Here is a 16216-nt window from a genome sequence, read left to right as displayed (position 1 = left end):
AGGCGCGAAACGCCCGCACCATGCGACGCCTTCTCGAGCACCCGCCCCTCACCCCTCCCTCTCCCCGATGGGGAGAGGGAGAAGTGCTGTGCACTCGCGAAAACCTCCAGCCCCCTCTCCCCTCCGGGGAGAGGGTTGGGGTGAGGGGCCGGGCGGAGCGAGAAGTTGAGGGCTCGCCAGAACCTCAGGCGCGAAACGCCCGCACCATGCGACGCCTTCTCGAGCACCCGCCCCTCACCCCTCCCTCTCCCCGATGGGGAGAGGGAGAAGTGCTGTGCACTCGCGAAAACCTCCAGCCCCCTCTCCCCTTCGGGGAGAGGGTTGGGGCGATGGGCCGGGCGGAGCGAGAAGTTGAAGGCTTGCCAAGACCTCATGCGCGAAACACCCGCACGATGCGACGCCTTCTCGAGCACCCGCCCCTCACCCCAACCCTCTCCCCGGAGGGGAGAGGGAGAAGAGCGATGGCCTCGCACGAAGAAATCCACGCTCACGAAAAAAAACTCCCCGCCAGCGTCCCCAGCAGCAATGACCACCCGTCCACCAGCACGAACAACATGATCTTGAACGGCAGCGAGATGATCATCGGCGACACCATCATCATGCCCATCGACATCAGCACGCTGGCCACCACCAGATCGATGATCAGGAACGGTATGAACAGCAGGAAGCCCATCTGGAATGCGGTCTTCAGCTCGCTGGTCACGAACGCCGGCATCGCCACGCGGAACGGCACATCGTCCTTGCTCGCGTACGGCTGCTCTTTCGCCAGCCGCGTGAACAGCTGCAGGTCCGGATCGCGCGTCTGATCCAGCATGAAGCGCTTGAACGGCGCGGCGGCGGCGGGAATCGCCTGTTCGGCCGTGAGCTGGCCATCCATATAGGGTTTGACGCCGTCGGCGTAGGCCCGCTCCAGCACCGGCGACATCACGAACAGCGTGATGAACAGCGCCAGGCCCAGCAACACCTGGTTCGGCGGCGTGGATTGCGTGCCCAGCGCCTGGCGCAGGAAACCCAGCACGATGATGATCCGCGTGAACGAGGTCATCATCAGCAAAATCGCCGGCAGCAGCGTCAGCACCGTCATCAGTGCCAGCAGCTGCAGCGACAGTGTCCAGCTCTGGCCGCCGCCGGCGGCGTTCTGCACGGTCAGCACGGGAATGCCCGTGGCCGGTTCGGCCAGCAGCGGCAGCGGTGCGAGCAGCAGAAGGAGGAGAACGAGGTACTTCATCACTTGCGCTTCCAGAAGCCGAGCAGCTCAGCGAAGGCGGGCGTCGGCGGCGTCGGCGGCGTTTCGGCCGCCGGTGCCTCGCCCTCGTAGATGTGCAGCGTGCGCAGGCCGCCCTGCCCCACGCCGACCAGCAGCCGCTTGCCGTCGGCCTCCAGCAGCAGCACGCGATCGCGCGCCCCCACCGCGAACGATTCGACGCAGCGGATGCGCCGCCCGCCCGGATGCACACGCCCTTGCACGCGACGGCCGAACCAGCCGGCGGCAAAGATCAGCGCCATGATCCCGGCCAGGCTCAGGATCACGCGCAGCAGTTCCGCGCCCGCACCGGGCTCGGCCGCCGGTATGGCGGCGAAGGCAAGCAGCAGACTCATGTCAGCGCAGCTTCCGCACGCGTTCGGCGGGGCTGATCACGTCGGTCAGGCGGATACCGAACTTCTCGTTGATCACCACCACTTCGCCATGCGCCACCAGGGTGCCATTGACGAACACATCCAGCGGTTCGCCGGCGGCGCGGTCCAGTTCCACCACCGAGCCCTGGTTGAGCTGCAGCAGGTTGCGGATGCTGATGCGCGTGCGGCCGACTTCCATCGCCAGCGTGACCGGCACGTCCAGGATCAGGTCCAGGTTGACGTCGCCGCTCTCGCCCGCCACGCCGAGCATGGTTTCGTACTCGGGGCGGCCGGTGGGATCGAGCAGGGTGGCCGAATCGTTGGTGGTGGTGCTCATGCAGTGGGATTCCCGGTGGAGAACTCAGTGGACTGGCGCGATTCACGCCTGCCGGCGGGGGTCTGGAAGCGCACGGCCTTGTGGCCGCCGGTGCGGCCGATCTGGCCGCGGAAGATGGGTACGTCTTCGGCGAACACCGTGCACAGATCAGGCAGGTTCACCGGGATCACGTCGCCGGGACGCAGCTTGAGGAAGTCGCCGATACTCATGTCCGCCTCCAGCAGCAGTGAACTCAGTTCCACTTCGGCGTCCAGCACTTCCTGATGCAGGCTCTGCAGCCAGCGCTCGTCGCGCTCGACGCGGTCGCTCTGCACGCCGGCGTCGAGCAGCACGCGGATCGGCTCGACCATCGAGTACGGCAAGGTGAGATGGATCTCGCCGCCGCCACCATCCACTTCGACGTGGAAGCGCGACACCACCACCGTCTCGGTGGGGCTGACGATATTGGCGAACTGCGGATTGATCTCCGAGTTGAGGAATTCGAACGTGAGCGGCAATACCGGCGCCCACGCTTCGACCATGGCGGTGAAGATCTCCGCCAGCACGATCTGGATCACCCGCGTCTCGGTCGGCGTGAAGTCGCGGCCTTCGATGCGCGCGTGATAGCGCCCGTCGCCGCCGAAGAAATTGTCGATCACGCTGAAGACCAGGCGCGGCTCCATCACGATCAGCGCCGTGCCGCGCAGCGGTTTCACGCGCACGAGGTTGAGATTGCTCGGCACCGCCAGCCCGTGCACGTATTCGTTGAACTTGGACATCTTCACGCCCAGCACCGAGACCTCGCAGGTCTTGCGCAGCACGCCGAAGATGCCGGTGCGGAAATAGCGCGCGAAGCGATCGTTGACCATCTCCAGCGTGGGCAGGCGGCCGCGCACGATGCGGTCCTGCTGGGTGAAGTCGTACGACAGCACCGAGTCTTTCGGCGGCGGCTCGTCGCCGCCGGTGGGCACGTCGCCGCCGTTGACGCCATTGAGCAGCGCGTCGATTTCTTCCTGGGAGAGCAGGTCGCTCACGGCCGCCTCACTGCATCACGAAGCTGGTGAAGTACAGCGCTTCCACGCCGCTGTGGCCGGTGCGCTCCTCGACGATCTTCTGCACCGCTGCCAGCGCCTTGGCCTGCAGCTTCTGCTTGCCGGCGGTATCCGACAGCGCGGCGTAGTCCTGGCTGGAGAACAGCATCACCAGCGCATTGCGGATGACCGGATCGGCTTCCTTGGCGGCCTGCAGCGCGGCCGGATCGTGCGACATCAGCGTGACGCCGACCTGCAGGTAGCTGAGGCCGTCGGCCTTCTGGAAATTGACCACGAACGCCGGATCCATCGCGAGATAGACCTCCGGCCCCTTCTTCTTCTCGCTCTTGGCCTCGCCGGCAGCCGCCGCCTCGCCACGGCCGCGCAGCGTGTACAGCGCATAGCCGCACACCGCCGATACCACCAGCAGCGCCACGGCCAGAATCAGGATGGTGCCCCGCCCTCCGCTCGCTTTCGGGGCGGGTGCGGCAACGGCGGGAGTAGGTTCGGCGTTCGACATGCATGACCTCGGATTGACACGGTTCCTTGCCGGCCGCGCGCATCGGGCGAGGCCGGGCGAAGGTCTTGTAGCAATCGGCATGCCATCGATAGAAATGGCTTAACGGCGCGGGTGGCGAGCCGTCGAGCAAAGGCGGCGGCGTTTTATTGACGCGTGGCGATGAGGCGACGCGTCGCCGTCATGGCGGCTTCGACCGGCCGCCATCTCTGCCTCGGGCTATCGTCACGCAGCGGCGTCTCTAATGGCGCAGCTTCTTATCGGGGTCTGGCCGCGCCACAAACACAAACGCCTTGTCCAGGCGATGCTGCTAGACGAGTCCGGCCCTGACCAGGCCAAGTAGATCCGCACGGGCCGTCCGGTAAGCGGTGTCGTGGGTTTGCCTGTGCTTCTCGATGGTGAAGTGCTTGTCGGGGTGTTTCAACGCATTAAGCAGCAAGGCTCGCTGGCGGTGATTGAGCTCTCGGGCCAGCTTGCTCCCCGGCCTCACGTTAAAGCCGGCCCCACGGACCCGCCGACCTGAACTTTCGTCAGACGATTAAAATCAAGCGGGTCTCGACAGATGTACTCGGTCATAACGGCGATACGGAATCCGTGCATCGGATTTGTCTTGCATACAAATTGACAGTCACTTTGCGAAATTTGCGATAGCGTCAAAACGCTCGCAAATTTTCGCGGGCACTCAAAAAATCATCTAGGCGCCGAACAAGGAGTAATAAAGTCATGCCCATCTTAAATGCACGGATTGTTGCGTTCTCTATTCTCATCTCCACCGCCTCCACTGCATCTGCACAAACACCTTCTGCGCATTTTTCTCAGGACTCAATTGAGCAGGCGCAGGCTCGACAAGCACAGCTGAATCTGGCTGCAGCTCCAATTAAAAGTCGCGCAGATCTATTCGCTTACATTCATGGCGTGGCCGCTCCGCTTTCACCACTTTCCAAACTTTCGCCGGGCGCGAGAGATCGCTTCTTGGCAAGCTTGACGTTCAATGAAAATGGGGTGACCGGATTTAGCTATGAAGACTTGAAGATCGAATTGACGGCTATCGAAATTTACAAGGTCTTGTCACTCTTCGGTGCACAGCATGATACCGCGCTCATTAAAGGCATCAGGATTCAGAATTTTTCGGACACACTGCCGACTCAGATGCCACCAATAGATGACCATGATGGCTATGCTTGCATCGGGCGAGCCACCTGCAATGTACGGGCAGGCTATATCTGCATGAGCGGGTGCTGACATTTGATATAGGCGGGACCTGCCGCCCAATGCAGCAGGTTTCGCCTGGTTGCAATAATTGCGAACAACTCAGGGCGGCAAGACGGGGCGGCACTCAAATTCCGTCGATTACCGCCGGTCCAGCTTATGTCTTAAATGGGTGAGCGCTCCGGCAATGCAGCGCCACAGGGCTTCGCATGTAGAAAGTGAAAGGGATAAGAATGATGGTGAGGATGTTAGTTCTCTTGGCACTCTCTTTTGTTCCGCCATGGATTGAAGCGCAGGAGTCACAAGGAATCATTGAAAGGCGATATAACCAGTTGGTAGAGGCCGACAATGCCAGCTTCGAAAGACCTGATACGGAAAGATTTAAATCACTGGAAGACGTTTACATCAGGCTCTTTGAAGACAAGACGATCGATTGGCGCCACGTTACCGACAGCGACTTAACCTTCTTGTTCAGGGCTGCGCAGCGCATTCATTTCTATACCCACGAACCGAAGTACGGAAGTGAGATGGCGAAATATTTGGCAGCCATGGAGGCGCGGCATATCGCCTCGGAAAACAACCGGGTCGATTATTATAGATCGTTAATTGCCGAGCGAAAGTTCGCCGAGGCCGACCGATATACTCATCTGTACAGCATTCCGGAAAAGGATCATGCACCAATCATGCGAGACCCGGGAATGGTTCTTCAGGATTTGCCAGCCGTGCTTGAACTGGATCTCGATGGAAAATCACTTGGGGTCCACCAAGTGAATGTCGATACTTTGCATGTAGTGGTGGTAGCCACCCCGTGGTGTCATTTTGCTCGTAACGGCATTCGTGCCATCGAATCGCACTCGGACGTGGCTCAGGCGCTGAAGGGGCGGGCGCTCTGGTTAATGCCCGTAGAAGGGAATCTGGACGTCGCTGCCGTAAAGAAATGGAATATGGAACACCCTCGGCAGTCGATGGTTTATGCATATAAAAAGGAGCACTGGTCAATGCTTTCGGAATGGGGGACGCCGACTTTCTATTTTTTCAAAGACGGACAGGTGGTAGCTCAGTTGGCGGGCTGGAGATCCGACGAGGAGGGCGTGGCGACTTTGCGCGAAAATCTAAAGAAAATTGGCCTGATCAAATAGGCCGACCATGGAAATGATGAGCTGCCCATTTGGCATTTACGCGAAAGTGTCGAGCAAGCCAACAGCCACTCGCTGAACCGCCAGCTCGGATGCCTCTGCCTCATCGCCGAAGACGGCGCTGGCCTGCGCCCCTTGCGCATGCCCGTCCCCCTGTCTTCCGTGTTGCCCTACCTGCGCCTGCCCCAACGACAAGCCCTGCCCCGCCAGCATCAGGTCCAACTGACCGAGGGTCTGCTGGACTGCGGTGACGGCGGAGGGATGCTGTGCGGTGAAGCTGACATCCACGCGGCCGTGTTCGGCCACACTCACTTTCACGTCGAGCTGGCCGAGCTCTTCCGGACGCAGGCGGATACGGGCCTGCTTGATCTCCTGTCCGCCCAGCCAGGCCACCTGCTGGCCCAGCTCCTCTGCGAACGCCGGGCTGCCGGCGGGCGCGTCCATCTTCAGCGCATGCGCGGCGGTAGGCGCGCCGGAACCGGCGGCATGTGGAGCCATTGGCGCCGCCAGTGCATCGATCATGGTCGGCGGCTCGCTCTTGCGGGTTTCCAGCGCAGTGGGTTGCGTCGCGATGGCGAGCAGTGCGCCCGCATCGACACCGGCGGAAGGCGCGGTCGCCGGGGCGGGGGCTGCTTCGCCGCCCTTCGCCGCCGCCAGCAGCGCCGCAGCACCGCCATGCGGCGTGCCGCCTTTGCCCGCGTCCAACGACACGCTTTGTCCCTTTGCCGCCGCCACGACCGCGTTCGCCGGCGCCGCCACGCCCTGCCCCAGCAGGGCCAGCACGGCGGCGGCCAGCACGTTGCCGTCGCGTTCGGCAGGATCGGTGGAAGTGTCGCCGTCCTTGCCGGCCAACGCCTGGCCCGTTTCGGTCGATGGCAGCGCCGCCTTGGGCAGCATCAGCGGCGGCGCGGTCTCGGCCGCCACGGCGCCCTCGCCTTGCTGTTGCTTCATCGCGTGATCGAACTGATGGCCGAAGCGCTCCTGCCCCGCCGGCGCGGCAGCATGAGCGGCATCGCGGCCGGTCGCGGCGCGTGCGGCGCCGGCGGGCTTGGGGGCGGAGGGCGTGGGCATGGCTACGTTGGGCGTCATGGAGAGGTACCTGCTAGCCCCGGTTTCGGGGGCGGCGATGCTGCATGCGTTCGTCGATGTCGTTCTGCTCGCGGCGCTCTTCGCTCTTGCGCTCCTGCTCGCGCGCCTGTCCGATCACGCTTTCCAGCGCGCGTTCGCGCGCGTGCGCATCGCGCCAGTTCGCGCCGGCCTGCTCGAGCAGGCGGCGCTGGCGTTCCACGTCGAGCAACTGCTGGGCGATGGCGCGATCGATGCGCTCCACGAACTGCTGCCGATTGAGCAGCGCGGCCACCGACACCGCCGCGCCATCGAGCGCGTACTCGGCGCGGTAGCGGCGCAGCTCGGAGAGCTGGTGTTCGGCGGCGCGCAGCTTGTCTTGCTGCTCGGCCAGCCGCTGCGCCGCGGTTTCGCGTTTTTCGCGCGCGTGATCGGCGGCCGGTGCCAGGCGGGCGGAGCGCGGCTTCATGCGACGGCCTCGGCGGCGATGGTTTCCAGCGCGGCGATGGCCTGAGCCAGCGCCGTGGGGTCGTCGACCTCCTGCTGCAGGAAGGCGCGCAGTTGCGGCCACATGGCGATGGCCTTGTCCACCTGGGGATCGGAGCCTTTCTGGTAGGCACCCACCGCGATCAGGTCGCGCTGCTGGCGATAGGCCGAATAGACCTGACGGAACTGCTGCGCGGCGCGCAAGTGCGCGCGCTCGACCACCGCTGGCATGACGCGGCTGATCGACGCCTCGATGTCGATCGCCGGGTAATGCCCTGCCTCGGCCAGGTCGCGCGACAACACGATATGGCCGTCCAGGATCGCCCGCGCCGCATCGGCGATGGGATCGTGACGGTAATCGTCGCCCTCGGTGAGCACGGTGTAGAACGCGGTGATCGATCCGCGCCCTTCGGCATCGTTGCCGGCGCGTTCGACCAGCGCCGGCAGCAGCGCGAACACGGACGGCGGATAGCCCTTGGTCGCCGGCGGTTCGCCGATCGCCAGAGCGATCTCGCGCTGCGCCTGCGCGTAACGGGTAATCGAATCCATCAGCAACAGCACGCGCTGGCCGCGGTCACGGAACCATTCGGCGATGGCGGTGGCGTACTGGGCCCCCCGCAGCCGCTTGAGCGGCGGCGCGTCGGCCGGCGCGGCAACGATCACCGCGCGGGCGCGCCCCTCCTCGCCCAGTGTGTGCTCGACGAACTCCTTCACTTCGCGGCCGCGCTCGCCGATCAGGCCCACCACCACCACGTCGGCGTCGGTGTAGCGGGTCATCATGCCCAGCAGCGTCGATTTGCCGACGCCGGAACCGGCGAACAGGCCCAGGCGCTGGCCGCGGCCGACGGTGAGCAGCGCATTGATCGCGCGCACGCCGGTATCCAGCGGCGCGTCGATGGGCTTGCGCGCCATCGGGTTGATCGGCTCGCGCTTGAGCGAGGCGTGTTCGTCCACGTCGAGCGGCCCCAGCCCGTCCAGCGGCACGCCGTCGGCACCGATCACGCGGCCGAGCAGCGCCGTGCCCACAGGCAAGCCACCGGCCTGCGCGCACGGGCGCACGCGCGCGTTCGGCAGCACGCCGTGCATTTCGGTCACCGGCATCAGCAGCAGGCGATCGTCGGCGAAGCCGACCACTTCGGTTTCCAGTTGCGCATCGCCGGCCGTGGCGACCAGGCAGCGTGCGCCCAGCGGCGCTTCGCAGCCCTCTGCTTCCAGCGTCAGGCCGACCACGCGGCGCAGGCGCCCCTCCACCACCAGCGGTACTGCAGCTTCGGCGCGTCGTATGCGACGCGCGAAACGGTGTTGCCAGCGCTGCGCGGTGCCGACGCTCATGCCATCTCCGCCTCGGGGTCGTCGTTGTCGGCGTCATCGCCGAACACCGCCTCCGCGATGGCCGCAAGGCGCGTTTCCACGCGCGCATCCAGGCGCGAACTCTCGCTCTCCAGGCGGCAATCGCCGCGCTGCATGGCGGGGTCGGGCAGTAGCGTCCAATGCGGCTCGGTCGCATCCAGCTCGCGCAGCAGCGCCAGATCGTCCGGATGCAGATGCACGCGCAGCGCGCGTGTCGCGGCGGGCAATGCCAGCGCGGCCTGGCGCACGGTCTGCACGATCAGCGCCGGCGCGGTTTTCAATTCATGGGCGATCACCTGCCGCGCGATCACCAGCGCCAGGCGCGCCAGTTCCTGTTCGGCCGCGTCATCGAGTTTGTCCAGCGGGCGCGCCGCGGCTTGCAGGATGCCGTCCAGCCGCGCCAGCCGCTCGTCCAGCTCGGCGCGCGCGGCAGCACGGCCCTCGGCCAGCCCTGAGGCGTAGCCGGCTTCGCGTGCCTCGCGCTCGAGACCTTCCAGATCGGCCACGGTCGGCATGGCCGCAGGCTCCGCCGCCGGCTCGGGCGTCTTTGGCTGCCCCATCTCGGGCAGTTCCCAGCGCTGAAAGCCGCCGAGCTGTTCGCGGGAAAGGATCGCGGCGGCCATCAGACGAATTCGTCACCGCCGCCGGTGAGGCTGATCTGTCCGCTGTCAGCCAGCCGGCGGGCGATCTGCAGCACTTCCTTCTGCGCGGCATCCACCTCGCTCAGGCGCACCGGCCCCTTCACTTCCAGGTCGTCGCGCAACATGTCGGACGCGCGCTTGGACATATTGGCGAAGATGCGCTCGCGCACCGCCGGCTCCGCGCCCTTCAATGCGGTCACCAGACGGGCCGACGGTACTTCGCGCAGCAGCATCTGCATGCTGCGGTCGTCCAGCTCGCCCAGATCCTCGAACACGAACATCAGCTCCTCGATGCGCCCGCTCAGCGACGCATCGTGGCCGCGGATGGCGGACATCAGCTCGGCCTCGCGACTGGATTCCATCGCGTTGAGGATGTCCGCTGCCGCCTTCAGTCCGCCCACGGTGGCGGACTTGAGCTTGTTGGTATTGCCGGAGAACTGGCGCTCCATGATCTCGTCCAGCTCGTTGAGCGCATGCGGCTGCACGCCGTCGAGCGTGGCGATGCGCATCACCGAATCGCTACGCACGCGCGGCGGCAGGTAGCCGATGACTTCGGCCGCCTGGTCGGGTTCCAGATGCGCCAGCACCAGCGCGATGATCTGCGGATGTTCCTGGCCGATCATCTCGGCGATGGCGCGGCTCTCCATCCACTTGAGCGATTCCAGCCCCTTGCTGCTGCGGCCGAGCAGGATGCGGTCGATCAGGCCGCCCGCCTTGCTCTCGCCCAGCGCGTTGACCAGGATCTTGCGGATGTATTCCTCGGTGCCCACGCCCAGCGAGGTGTGACGGCCCATGTCCTCAGTGAGGCGGGCCAGCACCTGTTCGACCTGATCGCGCGAGACATTGCTCAGGCCGGCCATGGCCTGGCCGACCGCCTGCACGTCGCGCGCGTTCAGGTGCTTGAGCACTTCGGCCGCGTCCTGCTCGCCGAGCGTGAGCAGCAGAATGGCCGCGCGCTGCGCGCCGGTGATTAAGGAGTCTGTAGTCATGTTCCGCATAGCTCGCGTTGTCCAGCCATGGCCGCCAGGTGGTGGGGCGCGGCGCAGGCCAGGGTGGCGCCCTGGTCAAGCCGTGGCCCGCCAGCTGGCGGCCATGGCTGGACAACCCTCCGGGCCGGGCCTGTGCGCACGCAATCCTTCGTCATCGCTTGGTTGTGTATCGACATACACGCCCTCGCTCTTCCTCGACTTGCGTGCGCACAGGCCCGGCGCGAGCCATGCGGAACATGACTACAGACTCCCTATTAGCCGCCATCTTCGCCCACCCAGCTCCTGACCACCTGCGCTACCTGCTTGGGGTTCTCGGTGACCATGCGCTTGGCCATAGCCACGCGCGCCTCGTAGTTCAAGCCGGGCGCCGGTGCAGCCAGACGCCCGGGTCCGTCGTCGTCGTCGATGTCATCGATGCGCACCGAGACGGTCGGCACGGCACCCGCGCCTGCCGGCAATGCCTGCAAGCCGGTGCCTGGTGCCTTGAAGACGCCGCGCAGCAGCGGGCGCAACAAGCCGAAGGCGATGATCAGCGCGACCAGCACGCCGCCGCCCTGCTTGATCAGGTCCATCACGCCGGGGCGCTGCCAGAATGGCGTTTCCGGCAGCGCGTCGTTGCCCGGCGCCTTGTGGAACGGCTGGTTGATCACTGTGACGCTGTCGCCGCGCTGCTGGCTGAAACCCACCGCGTTCTTGGCCAGATCGGAAAGGTGCTCCAGCTCCTGCGCGGTGAACGGCACGCTCTTGCTGCCGCCCTTGTCGTCGACGACCACCTTGTTGTCCACCGCCACCGCGACGGTGAGGCGCGCGAGGCGGCCGGCCGGATCGCTCACATGACTGATGGTGCGGTCCAGTTCGTAGTTGCGCGTGGCGCTGCTGGAGCTGTCGCCGCCGGCACTGGCATTCGTCGTGGCTGCCGTCGCGCCGTTGCCCGCGTTGGGCTTGGCCGCGGTCGGCTGCGCCACCGTAGTCGGCGGCTGGTTGCTCAGCGCGCCCGGCACGGCGCCGGCGGTGCCGTCGCGACGCGTTTCGCTGCTGGTCTGCTCGCTGCGCAGCGCGGGGTTCTCGTGGTTGTAGGTCTCGGTGGCTTTCTCGGTCTGGCTGAAATCCAGATCCGCATACACCTGCGCGCGCACCTTGCCCGGGCCGACCAGCGGCGTGAGCAGCTCCTCGATGCGCTGCGCGTAGGTGTTCTCCATGCGCGTCGCCAGGCGCAGGCGACTGTCGCCCACCGCGCCGGCGCTGTCCGGATCGTTGACGGTGAGCAGCTGTCCCTGCTGATCCACGACGGAAACCTGGCGCGGGTCGAGTTCCGGCACGCTGGAGGCGACCAGGTGCACGATCGCCGCTACCTGCGAAGCGTCAAGCTGGCGTCCGGGGAACAGCGTGACCAACACCGAAGCGCTGGCCTGGCGGTTGTCGCGGATGAACGCCGATGGTTTGGGCAGCGCCAGGTGCACGCGCGCGGCACGCACCGATTGCAGGCCCGCGATGGTGTTGCCCAAGTCGGTTTCCAGCATCTGCTGGTAGCGGGTGCGCTCGGCCAGGTCGCTCATGCCGAACGGCGAGTCCGCCCCCGGCATGCTTGCGGCCGTGCCCGCGCTGCCCTGCGGCAACCCTTGCGCGGCGAGCTTGAGGCGCACCGCGGCCAGATCGGAGGCCGGCACCGAGATGGATGCTCCGTCAGGGCCTAGCTGATAGGGCGTGTTGGAAGCCTGCAGCGCCTGCGTGACCGCCGCGGCGTCCTTCGAATCCAGCCCCGCGTACAGCAGCGCGAAGTTAGGTCCGCGCGACCACAGCACCACCGCGACGCCGAACGCGACGGCTGCCGCGACGGCGACGAGCAGCAGCAGCTGCCGCGTCGCCGGGCTCTGCGCGAGTTGCTTGAAGGGGTCCAGGCGCTTGCCCGACTTGTCGGTGTCGGCCGTCGCGATGGCGTTCTCTGCCATGAAAACTGCTCGTGTCGTGGTGGGTGGGCGGTGTCAGCGGGCGGTGACGTGCGCGCCTTACACGGGCATGTTCATGATGTCTTTGTAGGCGTCGACCAGTTTGTTGCGCACTTCGGTCATGGCGCGCAGCGAGAGGTCGGCTTTCTGTACCGCCACCATGGTGCGCCCGAGATCGGCGCCGCTGTCGCCGCGCTCGAAGGCGGTCGCCAGTTTTCCGGCTTCCATCTGGTTCTGGCCGACGGCGGCGATGGATTGCTTGAGCAGCGCGCCGAAGTCGCCGCCTTGCGCCGTGGTCGGCTTGAGGTTGCTCATGCCGATTTCGGGGGTCGGCATCTTCGTGCTCATCTGGCGCATCTGGGACAGAAGGCTGTTGACGTCGATCTGACTCATGACGGTTTTCCAACGCGGGGTGTGGTGACTGGAGGGGTGGATGCACAAGGTGTGCCATCGATGGGAAGGGGGGCGCGTGTGCTGCGTTGTTGCCGATGGGGATCGGTGAGCTTGGGCTGTGTCGCTGGGGTGTGCTTTTTGGTGATTGCTTTGTTGGCGGGGTTATTGCGAACTGGTCGCTTATGCAGCGGGCGTTTCTGTGGGTCGCGCTGTTGTTTGGGTTATCGCGACCTGGCCGCTTATGCAGCGGGCATTCCGGACGACTGCCGTCGCCCGGGTCACTTTCTCTTTGCTGGCCCAAAGAGAAAGTAACCAAAGAGAAATGGCCTCAGAGCCAAGGCTCGTGGCTGGACTAAGCAGAGCAGGGATAGGTCATGGCAACGGATTAACCTGGGGCGATCCGAGGCCACAGTGCGGTTTCGGAGCGGGGACTTCGAGGCATCCGTAGTGGAGAGGACGCAGGGAGGTAGGTGGGGCTGGGTGGTTTTCCGCGCCTGGTTGCTTCGTGCGTTACGCGGATAGGTGAGCGTGTCGCCTGTGCTTTCGACTGAGGGGATGGAAGCGGTGCGCTTCGTAGGGCCCCTCACCCCGGCCCTCTCCCCGGCGGGGAGAGGGAGAAGTGCGGGATCGCCGCAACGTGGCTCGGAGAGCGTCATGCAGCAGCGTGCCAAGACGCCAAGGCAAACATCCCTTATCTATCTCCCTGTGTCCTCTCCACTACGGATGCCTCGAAGTCACCGCTCCGAAACCGCAGTGCAGCCTCGCGTCGACTCAGGTTAATCCGTTGCCATGACCTATCCCTGCTCTCCTTAGTCCAGCCACGAGCTCTGGCTCTGAGGCCATTTCTCTTTGGTTACTTTCTCTTTGGGCCAGCAAAGAGAAAGTGACCCGGGCGACGGCAGTCGTCCGGAATGCCCGCTGCATAAGCGGCCAGGTCGCGGTAACCCAACCACCAGCGCGACACCCAAGCGAAATAAAAACGATCCAAACCCTGGCGTGCAAAAAAAATCCCGCCAGGGCAACCCACTCACGGCACCTGCAACCCCGCCTGCAACCCATACTTGCGCAACTTCTCCACCAGCGTCGTGCGCTGCATGCGCAACAACTTCGCCGCATGCGCCACCACCCCGCCCGTCGCATCCAGCGCCTGCCGGATCAAACCCACCTCGATATCCGACAGATGATCCTTCAGATCCAACCCACCCTCCGGCAGGATCACCGGCGACGCCTCATGCACCGTCACCGCAGCCACCGGCGCAGGCATCGCCGGTGCGCGGCCTTCCATCACCGCCAGCAGCGCCGCGCCCGTCACCTCCTCACCCACCGGCACGCCGCGATACTTGTCCGGCAGGTCGCTCGCGCGCACCTCGCAGGAGGGATAAAGAATCGCCATGCGTTCGACCAGATTGCACAGCTCGCGCACATTGCCCGGCCATGCGTGCGCGCGCAGCGCGCCCATCGCGCTGGCGCTGAAACGCACGCCGCCGAGGCCGCGGCGCAGCAGGCGCTGATTGAACTCGGCGATCAGCTCCGGCAGATCTTCCAGGTGCTCGCGCAGCGGCGGCATCTCCAGTGGAAACACGCTGAGACGGTAGAACAGATCCTCGCGGAAGCGGCCATCCGCGATGGCCTGCTCGAGATTGCGGTGCGTGGCGGCGATGATGCGCACGTCGCAGCGCTGGGTCTTGCTGCCGCCCACGCGCTCGAACACACGCTCCTGCAGCACGCGCAGCAGCTTCACCTGCATCGGCAGGCTCATGTCGCCGATCTCGTCGAGGAACAGCGTGCCGCCCTCGGCCAGCTCGAAGCGGCCCTTGCGCGAACTGATCGCGCCGGTGAAGGCACCCTTCTCATGGCCGAACAGCTCGCTCTCGAGCAGCTCGGCGGGGATCGCACCGCAGTTGATCGCGATGAACGGCTTGTCGCGGCGCTGCGAGGATTCGTGGATCGCGCGCGCCACCATTTCCTTGCCCGTACCGGATTCGCCCAGCACCAGCACGGTGGAATCGAACGGCGCCACCTGGCGGACCAGCGCATTCACGCGACCCAGCGCGCTGGAGCCGCCGACGATGCGATGCATGGAAGACGGCCCCTGCCCGCTCTTGAAGCCCAGCTGCCCGGGGCCGGCAAAACGGCGCAGCGCCTCCAGCACCTGTTCGTAGCGCAGCGGGAAGGTCAGCCGTTCCACCGGCCGCGAACGCGAGCCCGGCAGCGCGCCGGGCAACTGCGAAGCGAGCGGGGAATCGGCCGCCACCAGCAGCGGAAGATGCAGCGCCTGTTCGCCCAGCGTGTCGAGCTGGCGCTGAAAGTCGTCGAGGTCCACCACGTCGCCGATATAGATCGCGCACCAGTCGCCGCGGCTCGCGCCAGCCGGGACATCCTGTCCGGCCGTTCGCGGGCGATATCCCAGAAACTGCAGCGCCGATTTGACCGTTTCCGCACGGACGGCATCTGCTTCGATGACCAGTATCTCGATGTCTTGGACTTCGTTTAGCACGCAAACCCCCTTTACTGCATTGGCCGTGCCCGGCTTTCCTTCCGGGTCACGCGTTTTCACCTGCGTCAACGCTTCGACGCTGACGCCTCGAGGCCATACGCAAGATCGAGGCCAACGCGGTGGCGGGGATACGACACGCGATAAGGGTGGGGTCGGTTTTTCGTCCCCGCGCGTGTCGCGACGGGCCGGCCAAGGTGTCGACGAAGCGACGCAAACCGTTGAGAGAGCGGGCCAAAATGAATGGCAGCTGAGGCGAGCCAGGTTTGTGCCAGCGCACATGCCAAGTGCCAGGCGCGTCAAAATCTGAACTCGCGAGCCCTTCGTTTTGTGAGATCAATCACACTCGAAAACCGTGCCCATTCACGAATTCGGCGCATGTGCCAAACGCGTCACTGCCACTCTGCGTCGGTGATGGCGAAAAACCATCCGTTCCAGTCCCTCGCGCAGTGCGTCAGGAATGGTTTCGAACGTGACGAATGCGTGGCCGTCGGCGAAGCGGCGCTCCACGCGCCCAGGCAGTTCCAGCGGCAAGCTCGGGCAGCCGTCTAAGCGAATCCTGAGCAGCATCGACTCGCCAGCGGGGACGAGTGCTGGTGGCAACAGGGCGCCCAAGGCGTTGAAACGCAGCGGCTGGCGCGGCCGGCTCAGGGCGTCCGGCAGCAGCACGCGATTGATGATGTGGATCAGCGCATTGAGCTTGGCATCCATCCGCGCCAGTTCCTGGCGCAGGGGATCGTCCTCGTCGGCCGGCTCCGGCGCCCGGTCTTCCAGGGCATCGAGCATGGACAAGGCGGACAGGTTGCGCGCGGCGTAGCCGGCGGCGATGCGCTCGTCCAGCGGCAGAGTCAGCGGCTCCGCCTCGGCCAGCCAGTCGCCTTCGCAGGCCAGAAGCTGCTGAAACTCGTCCCAGGGGCTGGCGGTCATGGCGGGGTTCCTCTTGTCTGGCGGCATGTGCCGGATGCGCCGCGGGCAAATCTCGACGGACGTTCCGGAAGCCGGATGCTATGGCAACCCGACCCGCTT

At 65.4% G+C, this 16216-nt stretch carries 16 protein-coding genes; 2 read left to right on the top strand and 14 right to left on the bottom strand.

All coding sequences use genetic code 11. The features are described 5' to 3' along the window. Positions 1-487 precede the first annotated feature (487 nt). The 5 genes from fliP to ACNR9O_RS02665 all read right to left on the bottom strand — a co-directional run bounded on the left by fliP (position 488) and on the right by ACNR9O_RS02665 (position 3484). Positions 488-1228: a flagellar type III secretion system pore protein FliP gene (gene fliP / locus ACNR9O_RS02685; RefSeq protein ID WP_473683139.1), complete on the bottom strand. Its 741-nt coding sequence runs from the start codon at positions 1226-1228 to the stop codon at positions 488-490. Next, positions 1228-1599 carry a FliO/MopB family protein gene (locus ACNR9O_RS02680; protein ID WP_473683141.1) on the bottom strand — a complete coding sequence of 124 codons (372 nt, stop codon included), beginning with the start codon at positions 1597-1599 and terminating at the stop codon, positions 1228-1230. Before ACNR9O_RS02680 ends, fliP begins: the two co-directional genes overlap by 1 nt. A 1-nt stretch (position 1600) precedes the next feature. Continuing rightward, positions 1601-1888 (bottom strand): flagellar motor switch protein FliN, encoded by a 288-nt coding sequence (fliN, locus tag ACNR9O_RS02675; RefSeq protein WP_311842349.1) that lies wholly within the window; start codon positions 1886-1888, stop codon positions 1601-1603. Positions 1889-1950: 62 nt separating this feature from the next. Then, a complete protein-coding gene (fliM, locus tag ACNR9O_RS02670) occupies positions 1951-2967 on the bottom strand; it encodes a flagellar motor switch protein FliM (RefSeq protein WP_473683145.1) in 1017 nt (338 codons plus the stop codon). Between the two features lie 7 nt (positions 2968-2974). Further along, a complete protein-coding gene (locus ACNR9O_RS02665; RefSeq protein WP_473683147.1) occupies positions 2975-3484 on the bottom strand; it encodes a flagellar basal body-associated FliL family protein in 510 nt (169 codons plus the stop codon). Positions 3485-4204: 720 nt separating this feature from the next. Between ACNR9O_RS02665 and ACNR9O_RS02660 the strand changes: the two genes are divergently transcribed. Further along, positions 4205-4723: a hypothetical protein gene (locus ACNR9O_RS02660; RefSeq protein ID WP_473683149.1), complete on the top strand. Its 519-nt coding sequence runs from the start codon at positions 4205-4207 to the stop codon at positions 4721-4723. 212 nt (positions 4724-4935) lie between these two features. Further along, a complete protein-coding gene (locus tag ACNR9O_RS02655; protein ID WP_473683151.1) occupies positions 4936-5829 on the top strand; it encodes a hypothetical protein in 894 nt (297 codons plus the stop codon). Positions 5830-5865: 36 nt separating this feature from the next. On the opposite strand, the gene ACNR9O_RS02650 is transcribed toward ACNR9O_RS02655, so the two are convergent. The 9 genes from ACNR9O_RS02650 to ACNR9O_RS02610 form a co-directional block, all read right to left on the bottom strand. After that, positions 5866-6915, bottom strand: a complete 1050-nt coding sequence (locus ACNR9O_RS02650) for a flagellar hook-length control protein FliK (RefSeq protein ID WP_473683153.1) — start codon at positions 6913-6915, stop codon at positions 5866-5868. Positions 6916-6928: 13 nt separating this feature from the next. After that, positions 6929-7360, bottom strand: coding sequence for a flagellar export protein FliJ (gene fliJ, locus ACNR9O_RS02645; protein WP_473683155.1), 432 nt, complete (start codon positions 7358-7360; stop codon positions 6929-6931). Beyond that, positions 7357-8709, bottom strand: coding sequence for a flagellar protein export ATPase FliI (gene fliI / locus ACNR9O_RS02640; RefSeq protein ID WP_473683157.1), 1353 nt, complete (start codon positions 8707-8709; stop codon positions 7357-7359). Before fliI ends, fliJ begins: the two co-directional genes overlap by 4 nt. Next, the gene (locus ACNR9O_RS02635) at positions 8706-9350 is read right to left on the bottom strand and encodes a FliH/SctL family protein (RefSeq protein ID WP_473683159.1); all 645 of its coding nucleotides are present in this window, start codon (positions 9348-9350) and stop codon (positions 8706-8708) included. Before ACNR9O_RS02635 ends, fliI begins: the two co-directional genes overlap by 4 nt. After that, entirely contained in the window at positions 9350-10339 is a 990-nt protein-coding gene (gene fliG, locus ACNR9O_RS02630) for a flagellar motor switch protein FliG (protein ID WP_473700738.1), read from the bottom strand. Before fliG ends, ACNR9O_RS02635 begins: the two co-directional genes overlap by 1 nt. Before the next feature lie 272 nt (positions 10340-10611). Continuing rightward, the gene (gene fliF, locus ACNR9O_RS02625) at positions 10612-12306 is read right to left on the bottom strand and encodes a flagellar basal-body MS-ring/collar protein FliF (protein WP_473683163.1); all 1695 of its coding nucleotides are present in this window, start codon (positions 12304-12306) and stop codon (positions 10612-10614) included. A gap of 57 nt (positions 12307-12363) precedes the next feature. Beyond that, a complete protein-coding gene (gene fliE, locus ACNR9O_RS02620) occupies positions 12364-12696 on the bottom strand; it encodes a flagellar hook-basal body complex protein FliE (protein ID WP_473683165.1) in 333 nt (110 codons plus the stop codon). 1027 nt (positions 12697-13723) lie between these two features. After that, a complete protein-coding gene (locus ACNR9O_RS02615) occupies positions 13724-15193 on the bottom strand; it encodes a sigma-54 dependent transcriptional regulator (RefSeq protein ID WP_473683167.1) in 1470 nt (489 codons plus the stop codon). 360 nt (positions 15194-15553) lie between these two features. Continuing rightward, positions 15554-16117 carry a PilZ domain-containing protein gene (locus ACNR9O_RS02610; protein ID WP_473683169.1) on the bottom strand — a complete coding sequence of 188 codons (564 nt, stop codon included), beginning with the start codon at positions 16115-16117 and terminating at the stop codon, positions 15554-15556. Between the last annotated feature and the right edge of the window lie 99 nt (positions 16118-16216).

This window comes from Dyella sp. CR10, from assembly GCF_055814425.1.
This window is presented reverse-complemented; position numbering and strand designations above follow the sequence as displayed.

Excerpts from the sequence above, each read along its gene's own strand:
- ACNR9O_RS02610 (WP_473683169.1), bottom strand. The coding sequence starts at position 16,117 with ATGACCGCCAGCCCCTGGGACGAGTTTCAGCAGCTTCTGGCCTGCGAA.
- ACNR9O_RS02680 (WP_473683141.1), bottom strand. The coding sequence starts at position 1,599 with ATGAGTCTGCTGCTTGCCTTCGCCGCCATACCGGCGGCCGAGCCCGGT.
- fliI (WP_473683157.1), bottom strand. The coding sequence starts at position 8,709 with ATGAGCGTCGGCACCGCGCAGCGCTGGCAACACCGTTTCGCGCGTCGC.
- fliE (WP_473683165.1), bottom strand. The coding sequence starts at position 12,696 with ATGAGTCAGATCGACGTCAACAGCCTTCTGTCCCAGATGCGCCAGATG.
- ACNR9O_RS02660 (WP_473683149.1), top strand. The coding sequence starts at position 4,205 with ATGCCCATCTTAAATGCACGGATTGTTGCGTTCTCTATTCTCATCTCC.
- ACNR9O_RS02655 (WP_473683151.1), top strand. The coding sequence starts at position 4,936 with ATGTTAGTTCTCTTGGCACTCTCTTTTGTTCCGCCATGGATTGAAGCG.
- fliP (WP_473683139.1), bottom strand. The coding sequence starts at position 1,228 with ATGAAGTACCTCGTTCTCCTCCTTCTGCTGCTCGCACCGCTGCCGCTG.
- fliF (WP_473683163.1), bottom strand. The coding sequence starts at position 12,306 with ATGGCAGAGAACGCCATCGCGACGGCCGACACCGACAAGTCGGGCAAG.
- fliJ (WP_473683155.1), bottom strand. The coding sequence starts at position 7,360 with ATGAAGCCGCGCTCCGCCCGCCTGGCACCGGCCGCCGATCACGCGCGC.
- ACNR9O_RS02650 (WP_473683153.1), bottom strand. The coding sequence starts at position 6,915 with ATGACGCCCAACGTAGCCATGCCCACGCCCTCCGCCCCCAAGCCCGCC.
- fliN (WP_311842349.1), bottom strand. The coding sequence starts at position 1,888 with ATGCTCGGCGTGGCGGGCGAGAGCGGCGACGTCAACCTGGACCTGATC.
- ACNR9O_RS02635 (WP_473683159.1), bottom strand. The coding sequence starts at position 9,350 with ATGGCCGCCGCGATCCTTTCCCGCGAACAGCTCGGCGGCTTTCAGCGC.
- ACNR9O_RS02665 (WP_473683147.1), bottom strand. The coding sequence starts at position 3,484 with ATGTCGAACGCCGAACCTACTCCCGCCGTTGCCGCACCCGCCCCGAAA.